This window comes from Escherichia sp. MAL-1 (assembly GCF_052948035.1).
This window is the reverse complement of record NZ_CM129609.1, coordinates 4,581,041-4,598,053: the sequence shown is the minus strand read 5'-3', so window position 1 is coordinate 4,598,053 and position 17,013 is coordinate 4,581,041. Positions and strand designations below refer to the sequence as shown.

Genomic DNA, 17,013 nt, shown 5'->3' with positions numbered 1-17,013 from the left:
CACTCAACATTACGCTAACGGCACTAAAACCATCACATTTTTCTGTGACTGGCGCTACAATCTTCCAAAGTCACAATTCTCAAAATCAGAAGAGTATTGCTAATGAAAAACATCAATCCAACGCAGACCGCTGCCTGGCAGGCACTACAGAAACACTTCGATGAAATGAAAGACGTTACGATCGCCGATCTTTTTGCTAAAGACGGCGATCGTTTTTCTAAGTTCTCCGCAACATTCGACGATCAGATGCTGGTGGATTACTCCAAAAACCGCATCACCGAAGAGACGCTGGCGAAATTACAGGATCTGGCGAAAGAGTGCGATCTGGCGGGCGCGATTAAGTCGATGTTCTCTGGCGAGAAGATCAACCGCACTGAAAACCGCGCCGTGCTGCACGTAGCGCTGCGTAACCGTAGCAATACCCCGATTTTGGTTGATGGCAAAGACGTAATGCCGGAAGTCAACGCGGTGCTGGAGAAGATGAAAACCTTCTCAGAAGCGATTATTTCCGGTGAGTGGAAAGGTTATACCGGCAAAGCAATCACTGACGTAGTGAACATCGGGATCGGCGGTTCTGACCTCGGCCCATACATGGTGACCGAAGCACTGCGTCCGTACAAAAACCACCTGAACATGCACTTTGTTTCTAACGTCGATGGGACTCACATCGCTGAAGTGCTGAAAAAAGTAAACCCGGAAACCACGCTGTTCCTGGTAGCATCTAAAACCTTCACCACTCAGGAAACCATGACCAACGCCCATAGCGCGCGTGACTGGTTCCTGAAAGCGGCAGGTGATGAAAAACACGTTGCGAAACACTTCGCTGCGCTCTCCACCAATGCCAAAGCCGTTGGCGAGTTTGGTATTGATACTGCCAACATGTTCGAGTTCTGGGACTGGGTTGGCGGCCGTTACTCTTTGTGGTCAGCGATTGGCCTGTCGATTGTTCTCTCCATCGGCTTTGATAACTTCGTTGAACTGCTTTCTGGCGCACACGCGATGGACAAGCATTTCTCCACCACGCCTGCCGAGAAAAACCTGCCTGTACTGCTGGCGCTGATTGGCATCTGGTACAACAATTTCTTTGGTGCGGAAACTGAAGCGATTCTGCCGTATGACCAGTATATGCACCGTTTCGCGGCGTACTTCCAGCAGGGCAATATGGAGTCCAACGGTAAGTATGTTGACCGTAACGGTAACGTTGTGGATTACCAGACTGGCCCGATTATCTGGGGTGAACCAGGCACTAACGGTCAGCACGCGTTCTACCAGCTGATCCACCAGGGAACCAAAATGGTACCGTGCGATTTCATCGCCCCGGCTATCACCCATAACCCGCTCTCTGATCACCACCAGAAACTGCTGTCTAACTTCTTCGCCCAGACCGAAGCGCTGGCGTTTGGTAAATCCCGTGAAGTGGTTGAGCAGGAATATCGCGATCAGGGTAAAGATCCGGCAACGCTTGACTACGTGGTGCCGTTCAAAGTGTTCGAAGGTAACCGCCCGACCAACTCCATCCTGCTGCGCGAAATCACTCCGTTCAGCCTGGGGGCGTTGATTGCGCTGTATGAGCACAAAATCTTTACTCAGGGCGTGATCCTGAACATCTTCACCTTCGACCAGTGGGGCGTGGAGCTGGGTAAACAACTGGCAAACCGTATTCTGCCAGAGCTGAAAGATGATAAAGAAATCAGCAGCCACGATAGCTCGACCAATGGTCTGATTAACCGCTATAAAGCGTGGCGCGGTTAATCATCGTTCATGCCTGATGCCGCTATGTAGGCCGGATAAGGCGTTCACGCCGCATCCGGCAACCGATGCCTGATGCGACGCGGTCGCGTCTTATCAGGCCTACAGGTCGATGCCGATATGTACATCGTATTCGGCAATTAATACATAGCACGATTGATTAAATAACCTTAATAACAATGCCGACGTTATGTCGGCATTTTTTTATCAGATAAATCCCCTTGTCTGTGATTTAACGGAAATCATACCGTGAGGTTAATCCTAAAATAGATTTTTAATCGTTGTTTATTTCGGAAAATACGCAGATTAATTACTTTTGTTTTTATTTTAAGTTTATGATTTTTATTGTTATTTAAATATAAGTTGAAACTTATATTTGATATTCATTCCAATTATCCTAAAACACCATCGCTAATTCCTCGCGCCGTAATTCGCATGCTTTAGTTGTGTATACTCGATCCCGCCCGAAATGTTTTTGGGTAAATCTCCATTCATTCAATGAAGGGAAATTGTTATGAAAAAAGTTCTGTATGGCATTTTTGCCATATCTGCGCTTGCGGCGACTTCTGCGTGGGCTGCACCTGTACAGGTGGGCGAAGCGGCAGGGTCGGCAGCAACGTCGGTTTCGGCGGGGAGTTCCTCCGCGACCAGCGTCAGCACCGTAAGCTCGGCGGTGGGTGTCGCGCTCGCGGCAACCGGTGGCGGTGATGGTTCTAATACCGGGACCACCACAACCACAACCACCAGTACCCAGTAATAAAGTATGTATCCCCAAAATAATTCGAGTCATCGCATCTGTGGCTTGAAATATGAAGGGGATTAACCATAACCACACTCCGGTGTGGTTATTCTGCCCCTCTGGAGAAGAGTCGTGAAGCGACCTGCACTCATTCTTATCTGCCTGTTATTACAGGCCTGTTCAGCCACGACTAAAGAGCTGGGCAATTCACTGTGGGACAGTCTGTTCGGCACGCCAGGCGTACAGCTGACGGACGATGATATTCAAAATATGCCCTACGCCAGCCAGTACATGCAGCTTAATGGCGGGCCGCAATTGTTTGTGGTGCTGGCCTTCGCTGAAGACGGACAACAAAAATGGGTCACTCAGGATCAAGCCACTCTCGTCACACAACATGGTCGTCTGGTGAAGACTTTGCTTGGCGGCGACAACCTGATTGAAGTGAATAACCTTGCCGCCGACCCGCTGATTAAACCCGCACAAATCATTGATGGTGCAACCTGGACGCGCACGATGGGCTGGACCGAGTATAAGCAGGTACGCTACGCCACCGCACGATCAGTCTTCAAATGGAATGGTACCGATACCGTCAAAGTCGGCAGCGATGAAACCCCGGTTCGCGTGCTGGACGAAGAAGTCTCCACCGACCAGGCGCGCTGGCATAACCGCTATTGGATCGACAGCGTAGGGCAAATTCGCCAGTCGGAACAGTATCTCGGCGCGGATTATTTCCCGGTGAAAACCACTCTCATCAAGGCGGCAAAACAATGATTAAACAAACTTTTGTCGCGTTGCTTTTGAGTGTGGGAGCGTCATCGGTCTTCGCGGCAGGAACCGTCAAGGTGTTCAGCAATGGCAGCAGTGAGGCCAAAACGCTAACGGGCGCAGAGCATTTAATCGATCTGGTAGGCCAACCGCGGCTGGCAAACAGCTGGTGGCCCGGTGCGGTGATTAGCGAAGAGCTGGCAACGGCGGCAGCATTGCGGCAGCAGCAGGCGTTGCTGACACGGCTGGCAGAACTGGCTGCAGATTCCAGCGCCGACGATGCCGCCGCGATTAACGCCTTACGCCAGCAAATTCAGGCGTTGAAAGTGACGGGCAGGCAAAAAATCAATCTTGATCCTGATATCGTCCGCGTTGCCGAACGCGGTAACCCACCGTTGCAGGGCAACTACACGCTGTGGGTCGGGCCACCACCGTCCACGGTCACGCTGTTCGGGCTTATCAGCCGTCCTGGCAAGCAGCCATTCACTCCAGGTCGCGACGTGGCGAGCTATCTCTCCGGGCAGAACCTGCTTAGCGGTGCGGATCGCAGCTACGCGTGGGTGGTTTACCCGGACGGACGCACGCAAAAAGCGCCGGTGGCTTACTGGAACAAGCGTCACGTAGAGCCGATGCCCGGCAGCATTATTTATGTTGGCCTCGCGGACTCCGTCTGGAGTGAGACGCCTGATGCCCTTAACGCCGACATTCTTCAGACTCTGACGCAGCGGATACCCCAATAATGAAAAAAAGACATCTGCTTAGCTTACTGGCGCTGGGCATTAGCATGGCTTGCTACGGCGAAACATATCCTGCGCCCATTGGCCCGTCGCAGTCGGATTTCGGTGGCGTAGGATTATTACAAACGCCCACCGCACGCATGGCGCGGGAAGGGGAGTTGAGCCTGAACTATCGCGATAACGATCAGTACCGTTATTACTCAGCTTCAGTGCAACTCTTCCCGTGGCTGGAAACAACGCTGCGCTACACCGACGTGCGCACCCGGCAGTACAGCAGCGTCGAAGCGTTCTCTGGCGATCAAACGTATAAAGATAAAGCCTTCGATCTCAAACTGCGTTTGTGGGAAGAGAGTTACTGGCTGCCGCAAGTGGCGGTTGGTGCGCGGGATATCGGCGGTACGGGGCTGTTTGATGCGGAATATCTTGTTGCCAGCAAAGCCTGGGGGCCGTTCGATTTTACGCTCGGCCTGGGCTGGGGATATTTGGGCACCAGCGGTAATGTGAAAAATCCGCTCTGTTCAGCCAGTGATAAATATTGCTATCGCGATAACAGCTACAAACAGGCGGGATCTATCGACGGTAGCCAGATGTTCCACGGTCCTGCCTCACTGTTTGGCGGCGTGGAATACCAGACGCCCTGGCAACCGCTGCGCCTGAAACTGGAGTATGAAGGCAATAATTATCAGCAGGATTTTGCCGGGAAGCTGGAGCAAAAAAGTAAGTTTAACGTCGGTGCGATTTATCGCGTTACCGATTGGGCCGACGTTAACCTTAGCTATGAACGTGGCAACACCTTTATGTTTGGCGTTACGTTGCGCACCAACTTTAACGATCTGCGCCCGTCTTACAACGATAACGCCCGCCCGCAATATCAACCGCAGCCGCAGGATGCCATTTTGCAGCATTCGGTGGTGGCGAATCAGTTAACGCTGTTGAAATACAATGCTGGACTTGCCGATCCACAGATCCAGGCGAAAGGCGATACGCTGTATGTTACCGGCGAGCAGGTGAAATATCGTGATTCGCGCGAAGGGATCATCCGTGCGAATCGGATCGTGATGAACGATCTGCCGGATGGGATCAAAACGATCCGCATTACGGAAAATCGCCTTAACATGCCGCAGGTGACGACGGAAACCGATGTCGCCAGCCTGAAAAATCATCTCGCCGGAGAGCCGTTGGGCCACGAAACGACGCTGGCGCAAAAACGCGTCGAGCCAGTGGTTCCGCAGTCCACCGAGCAGGGCTGGTATATCGACAAATCACGCTTTGATTTCCATATCGATCCGGTGCTGAACCAGTCGGTCGGTGGCCCGGAAAACTTTTACATGTATCAGCTGGGCGTGATGGGAACGGCAGATTTGTGGCTGACGGACCATCTGCTGACCACCGGCAGCCTGTTTGCAAATCTTGCCAACAACTACGACAAGTTTAACTACACTAATCCTCCGCAGGACTCGCACTTACCGCGCGTGCGTACCCATGTGCGCGAGTATGTGCAGAACGATGTCTATGTGAATAACCTGCAAGCCAACTACTTCCAGCATCTGGGCAACGGCTTCTACGGTCAGGTCTACGGTGGTTATCTCGAAACCATGTTTGGCGGTGCGGGGGCAGAAGTGTTGTATCGCCCGCTGGACAGCAACTGGGCGTTTGGTCTGGATGCCAACTACGTTAAACAGCGCGACTGGCGTAGTGCAAAAGATATGATGAAATTCACCGACTACAGCGTGAAAACCGGACATCTGACCGCCTACTGGACGCCATCTTTCGCTCAGGATGTGTTAGTTAAAGCCAGCGTCGGGCAGTATCTGGCAGGGGATAAAGGCGGCACGCTGGAGATCGCCAAACGCTTTGATAGCGGCGTGGTGGTGGGTGGCTATGCCACGATCACTAATGTTTCGAAAGAGGAGTACGGCGAAGGGGACTTCACCAAAGGCGTGTATGTCTCGGTACCGTTGGATCTCTTCTCGTCTGGCCCGACACGCAGCCGTGCGGCGATTGGCTGGACGCCGCTGACGCGTGACGGTGGTCAGCAACTTGGGCGTAAGTTCCAGTTGTATGACATGACCAGCGACCGTAGCGTCAATTTCCGCTAAGTCATGGGAAAGGTGCCAGTTTTCGCACTCACTGGCACCTTCATTCTTAATGGCCTGTCGAGCCATCAGGAACGCAGTTCACTCCCGGTTTGCGATCTGGTGTGTAAAGGCGAAAACATTCTGTCTTCCTGTCCGTCGATATCGGTTGCAGGTCTGGTTGCCTGAGCGACTGGGCCATCATTGGGCTGGAGACATTGCTTTGCGGTAGGTCGGCTTTATCAGCAGTACCGAGCGGACCAGCATAAGCAGGAAGAACAGAGACTGATAACATCAAAGCAGCAAAATAAGGCTTCATTTTTACCACCTTTATCAGGTTACGTTTCATTTGTTCCAGAGGAACATTGTCGATTTTTCGCGCATTGCTGGTGGCTGGGAATCACCTGAATGGGTGATTTTTGAATTACCGGCTTTGGTGCGGTTTGTCTTGCCGGATGCGCCGCCAGGCGCGGCTTATCCGGCCTACGGGTAGGTATATCCGGCTTTGGTGGAGGCGCGCTCCAAATCCAGGTTGAACAAAACATACACAAAAAATATAGATCTCCGTCACATTTTTGCGTTATACAGGAAGCTCGCCACTGTGAAGGAGGTACTGCTATGACGTCACTCTCTCGTCCGCGCGTGGAGTTTATCTCCACCATTTTGCAGACCGTACTCAATCTTGGCCTGCTGTGCCTCGGCCTGATTTTGGTTGTCTTCCTCGGCAAAGAAACGGTGCATCTGGCTGATGTGCTGTTCGCGCCAGAACAAACCAGCAAATATGAGCTGGTAGAAGGACTGGTGGTTTACTTTCTCTATTTCGAATTTATCGCGCTGATTGTGAAGTACTTTCAGTCCGGTTTTCACTTCCCGCTACGTTACTTTGTCTATATTGGGATCACCGCCATTGTGCGCTTGATCATCGTCGATCATAAATCGCCACTGGATGTGTTGATCTACTCGGCTGCGATCCTGTTACTGGTGATCACCCTGTGGCTGTGTAATTCGAAACGGCTGAAGCGGGAGTAAAAAGTCAGCACGCCGAAATGGCGCGGCGTGCTGGACAGGAAGATTACAGCGTAGCAGTTTGTTGTGTTTTCTTCGTTTCCGGTTCCCAGAGCGCTTCCAGCTCCTCAAGGGTTTTACCTTTGGTTTCCGGGACAAATTTCCACATAAACAGTGCTGCCAGAACGCCCATACAACCGTAAATCCAGTAGGAGAAACCGTTGTGGAAATGGGCCACCAGCCAGGAGTTTTTGTCCATCATCGGGAAGGTCCAGGAGACGAAGTAGTTCGCCAGCCACTGGGCCGCCACCGCGATTGCCAGCGCTTTACCACGAATAGCATTCGGGAAGATTTCCGACAGCAGTACCCAGCATACCGGACCCCAGGACATGGCAAAGGCGGCAACATAGAACAGCATCGACAGTAGCGCCACAATACCCGGTGCCTGAGTGTAAAACGCGGTACCGAGGCTAAACATACCGATTGCCATTCCGAGTGCGCCGATAATTTGCAGTGGCTTACGACCAAATTTATCCACCGTCATAATTGCCAGAACGGTGAAGGTGAGGTTGATAACTCCGACAATAATGGTCTGCAACAGCGCGATATCCGTGCTGGCCCCCAGCGTTTTGAACACTTCCGGCGCGTAGTACAGCACCACATTGATGCCGACAAATTGCTGGAAGATGGAGAGCATTACGCCGATTACAATCACGCCCACGCCAAACATCAGCAGACGACCACCGGTTTTGCGGCCATGATCCAGGGAGTGTTTAATTTCCTGTACTGCCTGAGTTGCAAGCGTGTTGCCCATAATTTTGCGCAGGATACCTTCCGCCTGTTCTTGCTTGCCGCGCGACATCAGCCAGCGAGGACTTTCTGGCACGGTATACAGCAGCATTAAGAACAGCAGTGCAGGGATACATTCCGAGGCAAACATATAACGCCAGCCGTCAGTATTCAGCCAGCTGGCATCACCGGAACGGGCAATAAAATAGTTTACGCAGTAAACTAAAAGTTGCCCGAAAATAATCGCAAACTGGTTAAAAGAGACCAGTTTCCCGCGAATATGAGCTGGAGCCAGTTCCGCAATATACATTGGCGAGAGCATTGAGGCTAAACCAACGCCAATACCGCCAATAATGCGATAAATAACAAATTCCGGGACATAACCTGCCAGATAAACAGGCACTGTGTTGTCCGGGTTTATAGAGGTAAAACCAAGTTCTGGCCAGGCAGAACCTACACCAGAAATAAAAAACAGGACAGCAGCAATCTTAAGTGAATCACGACGACCGAAGCGGTTACTGCAATAACCACCGAGGGCACCGCCGATGATGCAACCAATCAGAGCGCTGGCCACGCAAAACCCTAACAGGGAGTTGGCAGCGGATTCACTTAAGTTTTGTGGAGCAACAAAGACGGTATTGAGTGACTCAACAGTACCGGAAATAACGGCGGTGTCGTAGCCAAATAATAAACCACCTAATGTAGCGACTAAGGTAATCGAAAATATATAACTGGAATTATACTGGGTATTCATTCAGACCTGCCTTAGACCATTCTGATCTTTTATCAGTGCATTGATGTTGGAATTGTCAGGCAGTTAAGGCAATTATCATTTTTTACAATGCGTTTACGTAATGTCTTTTCTGTGATCTTAATTGTGATAATTATCCAAAATTGATAAAAACAATACTATTGCCGTGACTCAGAGCACGAAAGAGAATTATCGTAAGTGGGAAAACAAATAACGTAAAAATAATAAGCTCTATGATGGAAATATTAACCGGCGAACGATTCAGATTGCAGACGAAAGAAAAAAAGGCGCTCCGTGGAGCGCCGAATAACAGTCACAAGTTGGGATAACGTAAGTTGAGGGTGCAGCGGCATAACATTGGCAGAACAACATCTTTAACCTTTCACACCACCTGCCGTCAGGCCGTTGACCAGCCAGCGTTGAGCCAGCAAGAAGACGATGGTGATCGGTAATGCAGACATCACGGCAGCGGCGGCAAAGTCACCCCACAGGTAGTTTTGCGGGTTGAGGTATTGCTGCATCCCCACGGCCAGGGTGTAGCTGTTTACGTCACGCAGTAACAGCGACGCGACCGGAACTTCAGTAATGGCAGCGATAAACGACAGGATGAATACCACCGCCAGAATCGGTACTGACAGCGGCAACAGGACAAGGCGGAAGGCCTGCCACGGTGTCGCACCATCCAGCGCAGCAGCTTCTTCCAGCGAACTGTCGATGGTTTCGAAATAGCCTTTGATGGTCCAGACATGCAGCGCAATCCCACCCAGATACGCGAAAATTACGCCGCCGTGAGTATTCAGGCCAATGAATGGAATGTACTCACCCAGACGATCAAACAACGCATACAACGCGACCAGTGAAAGTACTGCCGGGAACATCTGGAAAATCAGCATTCCTTTCAGCAGCGTCGCTTTGCCTGGAAAGCGCATACGGGCGAAAGCGTAGGCGCAGGTGGTGGAGAGCGCCACAATGCCAATCGCGGAAATCCCGGCGACCTTTACCGAGTTCCACAGCCACAGCAGTACCGGGAATGGCGGTGGCGTAATGCGACCATCAGCCTGTTCAACGCTAAAACCTAACGCCAGTTTCCAGTGATCCCAGGAGATTTGCTCCGGGATCAGGCTGCCGGTCGCAAAGTTTCCCTGACGCAGCGAGATAGCGACGACCATCAGCAGCGGGAACATAATCGCTGCGATAAAAAGTAGCAGTAGCAGGTGAGTAATAAATAAACGAGCTTTTTGCGATTTCGGTTGGACCATTGCCATTTTTGTTATCTCCCTTAATCAAACTTCATTCGCGTGGCTTTCAGGTTCACTATCGCCAGCGCACCCACCAGCAGGAAGATCAGCGTGGCAATTGCTGCCGCCAGACCGAAGTCCTGACCCCCGCCGCCTTCAAAAGCGATGCGGTAGGTGTAGTTAACAAGCAGGTCGGTATAACCGGCTGGCGTGGTCGTGCCAAGACGATCCGGGCCGCCGTTGGTTAACAGTTGAATCAGCACGAAGTTGTTAAAGTTAAAGGCGAAGCTGGCGATCATCAGCGGCGTCAGCGGTTTAATCAGCAGCGGCAGCGTAATCTTAAAGAAGTTCTGGAACGGACCTGCGCCATCCATTGCTGAGGCTTCATACAAATCGTCCGGAATCGCTTTCAGCAAGCCCATGCAGAGGATCATCATGTACGGATAACCCAGCCAGGTATTGACGATAATTAGCATCGTGCGGGCGGTGGTCGGATCGCTGAACCAGGCGGGCTTCACGCCAAACAGCGCGCTCAACATCATGTTGATTTCACCGAAGCTCTGGTTAAACAACCCTTTGAAAATCAAGATTGAAATGAACGATGGCACCGCGTAGGGCAGAATCAGCAGGACGCGATAGACCGCTTTGCCGCGCAACGCTTCCCACTGCACCAGACACGCCAGAACCATGCCGACCGCCACCGTTAAAAAGACAGTGATCAGCGAGAACACCACGGTCCAGACGAAAATGGCGAGGAACGGTTTCTGAATGCCTTCGTCGGTAAAGACGCGGGTAAAGTTTTTCCAGCCGGTGGTCACGGTGTAACCGGGGCTTAGCTTTTCATCACCCCAGTTGCCGTCGGCGGTAATGGACTGGTAAAAGCCAATTTGGTTATTCGGACGATATTTCACGCCGCTCTGATTATTCGTCAACGTGCCGTCACCGTCGAGTGTGTAGAGCGGCTGCGTGCCAGAAAACTGGCGCAGGGAGCTCATCATCACTTTGTTGCCATCCGGCAGAATGGCGGTAATGTCACTCAGCGCCTGACGATTCTGGGTAATCACGCGCAGATTCGCGCGTTCGCCTTCGGGCTGGGCGGTCGTTTCTTTCAGTTGCAGTTTTTGCTCGCCGCCAAATTTAAAAGCGTCGGAGAGGTAATTTTTGCCGGTTTCGCCGTCGCTGAGCGCCAGTTGCCACTCATCGCCCGCCGGGTAAAGACCAAAGTTATAGGTTTTGCCTGCTTGCCAGGAGCGATCTAACAACACTTCCTGCGCACGTTCAAAAGTCAGCTGGTTAGTGCTGCTGTAGTTGGTGAAGGCAATGGCGATGGTGCAGACCAGAGGGAAGAGGACGAATAATCCCATTCCAGCCATTCCCGGGTAAACATAGCGCCAGGCGTAGGCTTTACGATTGGCGAAAATATACAGCCCCGCTGAACTCAATATCAGCGTGGTAATGGCGAACAGGTATTCCCCTTGTGCGTACATTAAAACAACAAGGTAACCCACCAGCAGGCCGAGCAGACCTAGCACTGACCATTTCAGCGCGTCGCTTTGCCACCAATGTTTCTTTTTAATGACATCCATGGGGTTCTTCCTCATTCCAGGACGGATAAGGCTTTCACGCCTTATCCGACAACAACTGCCTGATGCGACACTGATGCGTCTTATCAGGCCTACATGCGTTTCAGTTTTGTAGGCCGGACAAGGCGTTCACGCCGCATCCGGCATTTCACAGCATTACTTGGTGATACGAGTCTGCGCGTCTTTCAGGGCTTCATCGACAGTCTGACGACCGCTGGCGGCGTTGATCACCGCAGTACGTACGGCATACCAGAAAGCGGACATCTGCGGGATGTTCGGCATGATTTCACCTTTCTGGGCGTTTTCCATGGTGGCGGCAATACGTGGATCTTTCGCCAACTCTTCCTCGTAAGACTTCAGCGCTACGGCACCCAGCGGTTTGTCTTTATTAACCGCTTCCAGACCTTCATCAGTCAGCAGATAGTTTTCGAGGAACTCTTTCGCCAGCTCTTTGTTCGGACTGGCGGCGTTAATACCGGCGCTCAGCACGCCAACGAACGGTTTAGATGGTTGACCCTTGAAGGTCGGCAGTACCGTTACACCATAATTCACTTTGCTGGTGTCGATGTTGGACCATGCCCACGGGCCGTTGATGGTCATCGCTGTTTCGCCTTTATTAAAGGCAGCTTCTGCGATGGAGTAATCGGTGTCTGCATTCATGTGTTTGTTTTTAATCAGGTCAACCAGGAAGGTCAGACCCGCTTTCGCGCCAGCGTTATCCACGCCCACGTCTTTAATGTCGTACTTGCCGTTTTCATACTTGAACGCATAACCCCCGTCAGCAGCAATCAGCGGCCAGGTGAAGTACGGTTCTTGCAGGTTGAACATCAGCGCGCTCTTACCTTTCGCTTTCAGTTCTTTATCCAGCGCCGGGATCTCTTCCCAGGTTTTTGGCGGGTTCGGCAGCAGATCTTTGTTATAAATCAGCGATAACGCTTCAACAGCGATCGGGTAAGCAATCAGCTTGCCGTTGTAACGTACGGCATCCCAGGTAAACGGATACAGCTTGTCCTGGAACGCTTTGTCCGGGGTGATTTCAGCCAACAGGCCAGATTGAGCGTAGCCACCAAAGCGGTCGTGCGCCCAGAAGATAATGTCAGGGCCATCGCCAGTTGCCGCAACCTGAGGGAATTTCTCTTCCAGTTTATCCGGATGCTCAACGGTGACTTTAATTCCGGTATCTTTCTCGAATTTCTTACCGACTTCAGCGAGACCGTTATAGCCTTTATCGCCGTTAATCCAGATTACCAGTTTACCTTCTTCGATTTTGGCGAGAGCCGAGGCGGAAAACATCATCGTCGTTAATGCGGATAATGCGAGGATGCGTGCACCTGTTTTTATTTTCATAATCTATGGTCCTTGTTGGTGAAGTGCTCGTGAAAACACCTAAACGGACTCTAGTTTCTTTATACGGCAACCTCTTTCCATCCTCCTTGCCCCTACGCCCCACCGTTGCTTTGTGTGATCTCTGTTACAGAATTGGCGGTAATGTGGAGATGCGCACATAAAATCGCCACGATTTTTGCAAGCAACATCACGAAATTCCTTACATGACCTCGGTTTAGTTCACAGAAGCCGTGTTCTCATCCTCCCGCCTCCTCCCCCATAAAAAAGCCAGGGGGTGGAGGATTTAAGCCATCTCCTGATGACGCATAGTCAGCCCATCATGAATGTTGCTGTCGATGACAGGTTGTTACAAAGGGAGAAGGGCATGGCGAGCGTACAGCTGCAAAATGTAACGAAAGCCTGGGGCGAGGTCGTGGTATCGAAAGATATCAATCTCGATATCCATGAAGGTGAATTCGTGGTGTTTGTCGGACCGTCTGGCTGCGGTAAATCGACTTTACTGCGCATGATTGCCGGGCTTGAGACGATCACCAGCGGCGACCTGTTCATCGGTGAGAAACGGATGAATGACACTCCGCCAGCAGAACGCGGCGTTGGTATGGTGTTTCAGTCTTACGCGCTCTATCCCCACCTGTCAGTAGCAGAAAACATGTCATTTGGCCTGAAACTGGCTGGCGCAAAAAAAGAGGTGATTAACCAACGCGTCAACCAGGTGGCGGAAGTGCTGCAACTGGCGCATTTGCTGGATCGCAAACCGAAAGCGCTCTCCGGTGGTCAGCGTCAGCGCGTGGCGATTGGCCGTACGCTGGTGGCCGAGCCAAGCGTATTTTTGCTCGATGAACCGCTCTCCAACCTCGATGCTGCACTGCGTGTGCAAATGCGTATCGAAATCTCCCGTCTGCATAAACGCCTGGGCCGCACAATGATTTACGTCACCCACGATCAGGTCGAAGCGATGACGCTGGCCGACAAAATCGTGGTGCTGGACGCCGGTCGCGTGGCGCAGGTTGGGAAACCGCTGGAGCTGTACCACTATCCGGCAGACCGTTTTGTCGCCGGATTTATCGGTTCGCCAAAGATGAACTTCCTGCCGGTAAAAGTGACCGCCACTGCAATCGATCAAGTGCAGGTGGAGCTGCCGATGCCAAATCGTCAGCAAGTCTGGCTGCCAGTTGAAAGCCGTGATGTCCAGGTTGGAGCCAATATGTCGCTGGGTATTCGCCCGGAACATCTACTGCCGAGTGATATCGCTGACGTCATCCTTGAGGGTGAAGTTCAGGTCGTCGAGCAACTCGGCAACGAAACCCAAATCCATATCCAGATCCCTTCCATTCGTCAAAACCTGGTGTACCGCCAGAACGACGTGGTGTTGGTAGAAGAAGGTGCCACTTTCGCTATCGGCCTGCCGCCAGAGCGTTGCCATCTGTTCCGTGAGGATGGCACTGCATGTCGTCGACTGCATAAGGAGCCGGGCGTTTAAGCACCCCACAAAACACACAAAGCCTGTCACAGGTGATGTGAAAAAAGAAAAGCAATGACTCAGGAGATAGAATGATGATTACTCTGCGCAAACTTCCTCTGGCGGTTGCCGTCGCAGCGGGCGTAATGTCTGCTCAGGCAATGGCTGTTGATTTCCACGGCTATGCACGTTCCGGTATTGGTTGGACAGGTAGCGGCGGTGAACAACAGTGTTTCCAGACTACCGGTGCTCAAAGTAAATACCGTCTTGGCAACGAATGTGAAACTTATGCTGAATTAAAATTGGGTCAGGAAGTGTGGAAAGAGGGCGATAAGAGCTTCTATTTCGACACTAACGTGGCCTATTCCGTCGCACAACAGAATGACTGGGAAGCTACCGATCCGGCCTTCCGTGAAGCAAACGTGCAGGGTAAAAACCTGATCGAATGGCTGCCAGGCTCCACCATCTGGGCAGGTAAGCGCTTCTACCAACGTCATGACGTTCATATGATCGACTTCTACTACTGGGATATTTCTGGTCCTGGTGCCGGTCTGGAAAACATCGATGTTGGCTTCGGTAAACTCTCTCTGGCAGCAACCCGCTCCTCTGAAGCTGGTGGTTCTTCCTCTTTTGCCAGCAACAATATTTATGACTATACCAACGAAACCGCGAACGACGTTTTCGATGTGCGTTTAGCGCAGATGGAAATCAACCCGGGCGGCACATTAGAACTGGGTGTCGACTACGGTCGTGCCAACCTGCGTGATAACTATCGTCTGGTTGATGGCGCATCGAAAGACGGCTGGTTATTCACTGCTGAACATACTCAGAGTGTCCTGAAGGGCTTTAACAAGTTTGTTGTTCAGTACGCTACTGACTCGATGACCTCGCAGGGTAAAGGTCTGTCGCAGGGTTCTGGCGTCGCGTTTGATAACGAAAAATTTGCCTACAATATCAACAACAACGGTCACATGCTGCGTATCCTCGACCACGGTGCGATCTCCATGGGCGACAACTGGGACATGATGTACGTGGGTATGTACCAGGATATCAACTGGGATAACGACAACGGCACCAAGTGGTGGACCGTTGGTATTCGCCCGATGTACAAGTGGACGCCAATCATGAGCACCGTGATGGAAATCGGCTACGACAACGTCGAATCCCAGCGCACCGGCGACAAGAACAATCAGTACAAAATTACCCTCGCACAACAATGGCAGGCTGGCGACAGCATCTGGTCACGCCCGGCTATTCGTGTCTTCGCAACCTACGCCAAGTGGGATGAGAAATGGGGTTATGACTACAACGGCGATAGCAAGGTTAACCCGAACTACGGCAAAGCCGTTCCTGCTGATTTCAACGGCGGCAGCTTCGGTCGTGGCGACAGCGACGAGTGGACCTTCGGTGCCCAGATGGAAATCTGGTGGTAATAGCAAAACCTGGGCCGGATAAGGCGTTTACGCCGCATTCGGCAACCAACGCCTGATGCGACGCTTGCGCGTCTTATCAGGCCTACAACGGCTGTCAAATGTAGGCCGGATAAGGCGTTTACGCCGCATCCGGCATAAAAACAGGTTGTCATTATCTGAAAGGGGCGAAAGCCCCTCTGATTATCGGGTTTAGCGCGCTATTGCCTGGCTACCGCTGAGCTCCAGATTTTGAGGTGAAAACAATGAAAATGAATAAAAGTCTCATCGCCCTCTGTTTATCAGCAGGGTTACTGGCAAGCGCGCCTGGAATTAGCCTTGCCGATGTTAACTACGTACCGCAAAACACCAGCGACGCGCCAGCCATTCCATCTGCTGCGCTGCAACAACTCACCTGGACACCGGTCGATCAATCTAAAACCCAGACCACCCAACTGGCGACCGGCGGCCAACAACTGAACGTTCCCGGCATCAGTGGTCCGGTTGCTGCGTACAGCGTCCCGGCAAACATTGGCGAACTGACCCTGACGCTGACCAGCGAAGTGAACAAACAAACCAGCGTTTTTGCGCCGAACGTGCTGATTCTTGATCAGAACATGACCCCATCAGCCTTCTTCCCCAGCAGTTATTTCACCTACCAGGAACCAGGCGTGATGAGTGCAGATCGGCTGGAAGGCGTTATGCGCCTGACACCGGCGTTGGGGCAGCAAAAACTTTATGTTCTGGTCTTTACCACGGAAAAAGATCTCCAGCAGACGACCCAACTGCTCGACCCGGCTAAAGCCTATGCCAAGGGCGTCGGTAACTCGATCCCGGATATCCCCGATCCGGTTGCTCGTCATACCACCGATGGCTTACTGAAACTGAAAGTGAAAACGAACTCCAGCTCCAGCGTGTTGGTAGGACCTTTATTTGGTTCTTCCGCTCCAGCTCCGGTTACGGTAGGTAACACGGCGGCACCAGCTGTGGCTGCACCCGCTCCGGCACCGGTGAAGAAAAGCGAGCCGATGCTCAACGACACGGAAAGTTATTTTAATACCGCGATCAAAAACGCTGTCGCGAAAGGTGATGTTGATAAGGCGTTAAAACTGCTTGATGAAGCTGAACGCCTGGGATCGACATCTGCCCGTTCCACCTTTATCAGCAGTGTAAAAGGCAAGGGGTAATTACGCCCCACAGTGCTGATTTTGCAACAACTGGTGCGTCTCCTGGCGCACCTTTTTTTATGCTTCCTTCCTGGGATATGAGCGATTTTTTATAGTAACTCACTTCTTCTTCACTAAGAATATCCATTATCTCAATGCCTTATCAGAGATTCTTTTCCTTTCGCCGGTAGTGTCTGGACA

15 protein-coding genes are annotated in these 17,013 nt (G+C 51.8%); 10 read left to right on the top strand and 5 right to left on the bottom strand.

The genetic code is table 11. The features are described 5' to 3' along the window. Positions 1-102 precede the first annotated feature (102 nt). From pgi to ACU8XX_RS22950, 5 genes are all read left to right on the top strand, one after another. A complete protein-coding gene (gene pgi / locus ACU8XX_RS22970; RefSeq protein ID WP_000789986.1) occupies positions 103-1,752 on the top strand; it encodes a glucose-6-phosphate isomerase in 1,650 nt (549 codons plus the stop codon). A gap of 511 nt (positions 1,753-2,263) precedes the next feature. Next, on the top strand, positions 2,264-2,506 hold the full coding sequence (yjbE, locus tag ACU8XX_RS22965) for an exopolysaccharide production protein YjbE (protein ID WP_000757333.1): 243 nt from the start codon (positions 2,264-2,266) through the stop codon (positions 2,504-2,506). Between the two features lie 114 nt (positions 2,507-2,620). Then, positions 2,621-3,259, top strand: a complete 639-nt coding sequence (locus ACU8XX_RS22960) for a YjbF family lipoprotein (protein ID WP_001301119.1) — start codon at positions 2,621-2,623, stop codon at positions 3,257-3,259. Then, positions 3,256-3,993: a capsule biosynthesis GfcC family protein gene (locus tag ACU8XX_RS22955; RefSeq protein ID WP_000595505.1), complete on the top strand. Its 738-nt coding sequence runs from the start codon at positions 3,256-3,258 to the stop codon at positions 3,991-3,993. Before ACU8XX_RS22960 ends, ACU8XX_RS22955 begins: the two co-directional genes overlap by 4 nt. Next, on the top strand, positions 3,993-6,089 hold the full coding sequence (locus tag ACU8XX_RS22950) for a YjbH domain-containing protein (protein ID WP_000745711.1): 2,097 nt from the start codon (positions 3,993-3,995) through the stop codon (positions 6,087-6,089). The genes ACU8XX_RS22955 and ACU8XX_RS22950 overlap by 1 nt, the downstream gene beginning before the upstream one ends. Positions 6,090-6,135: 46 nt before the next feature. On the opposite strand, the gene ACU8XX_RS22945 is transcribed toward ACU8XX_RS22950, so the two are convergent. Continuing rightward, positions 6,136-6,414, bottom strand: coding sequence for a periplasmic protein (locus tag ACU8XX_RS22945; RefSeq protein ID WP_001295279.1), 279 nt, complete (start codon positions 6,412-6,414; stop codon positions 6,136-6,138). Here ACU8XX_RS22945 and ACU8XX_RS22940 point away from each other — a divergent pair, their 5' ends adjacent. Both ACU8XX_RS22940 and psiE read left to right on the top strand, forming a co-directional pair. Further along, positions 6,415-6,558, top strand: coding sequence for a hypothetical protein (locus ACU8XX_RS22940; protein ID WP_000487766.1), 144 nt, complete (start codon positions 6,415-6,417; stop codon positions 6,556-6,558). It abuts the gene before it with no gap. A 125-nt stretch (positions 6,559-6,683) separates the two neighbouring features. After that, positions 6,684-7,094: a phosphate-starvation-inducible protein PsiE gene (gene psiE, locus ACU8XX_RS22935; RefSeq protein WP_000202902.1), complete on the top strand. Its 411-nt coding sequence runs from the start codon at positions 6,684-6,686 to the stop codon at positions 7,092-7,094. Positions 7,095-7,137: 43 nt separating this feature from the next. Here the strand turns inward: psiE and xylE are convergent, their stop codons facing one another. From xylE to malE, 4 genes are all read right to left on the bottom strand, one after another. Beyond that, positions 7,138-8,613 carry a D-xylose transporter XylE gene (xylE, locus tag ACU8XX_RS22930; RefSeq protein ID WP_001097274.1) on the bottom strand — a complete coding sequence of 492 codons (1,476 nt, stop codon included), beginning with the start codon at positions 8,611-8,613 and terminating at the stop codon, positions 7,138-7,140. 371 nt (positions 8,614-8,984) lie between these two features. Continuing rightward, entirely contained in the window at positions 8,985-9,875 is an 891-nt protein-coding gene (gene malG, locus ACU8XX_RS22925; RefSeq protein ID WP_001252058.1) for a maltose ABC transporter permease MalG, read from the bottom strand. Between the two features lie 14 nt (positions 9,876-9,889). Beyond that, positions 9,890-11,434: a maltose ABC transporter permease MalF gene (malF, locus tag ACU8XX_RS22920; protein ID WP_001297290.1), complete on the bottom strand. Its 1,545-nt coding sequence runs from the start codon at positions 11,432-11,434 to the stop codon at positions 9,890-9,892. Between the two features lie 153 nt (positions 11,435-11,587). Then, positions 11,588-12,778 (bottom strand): maltose/maltodextrin ABC transporter substrate-binding protein MalE, encoded by a 1,191-nt coding sequence (malE, locus tag ACU8XX_RS22915; protein WP_000695387.1) that lies wholly within the window; start codon positions 12,776-12,778, stop codon positions 11,588-11,590. Between the two features lie 364 nt (positions 12,779-13,142). Here malE and malK point away from each other — a divergent pair, with 364 nt between their 5' ends. The 3 genes from malK (at position 13,143) to malM (ending at position 16,833) form a co-directional block, all read left to right on the top strand. Beyond that, on the top strand, positions 13,143-14,258 hold the full coding sequence (malK, locus tag ACU8XX_RS22910; protein WP_000179165.1) for a maltose/maltodextrin ABC transporter ATP-binding protein MalK: 1,116 nt from the start codon (positions 13,143-13,145) through the stop codon (positions 14,256-14,258). A gap of 71 nt (positions 14,259-14,329) precedes the next feature. After that, on the top strand, positions 14,330-15,670 hold the full coding sequence (gene lamB / locus ACU8XX_RS22905; RefSeq protein ID WP_000973658.1) for a maltoporin LamB: 1,341 nt from the start codon (positions 14,330-14,332) through the stop codon (positions 15,668-15,670). Positions 15,671-15,912: 242 nt separating this feature from the next. Continuing rightward, on the top strand, positions 15,913-16,833 hold the full coding sequence (gene malM / locus ACU8XX_RS22900) for a maltose operon protein MalM (RefSeq protein WP_000783444.1): 921 nt from the start codon (positions 15,913-15,915) through the stop codon (positions 16,831-16,833). Positions 16,834-17,013: the final 180 nt, after the last annotated feature.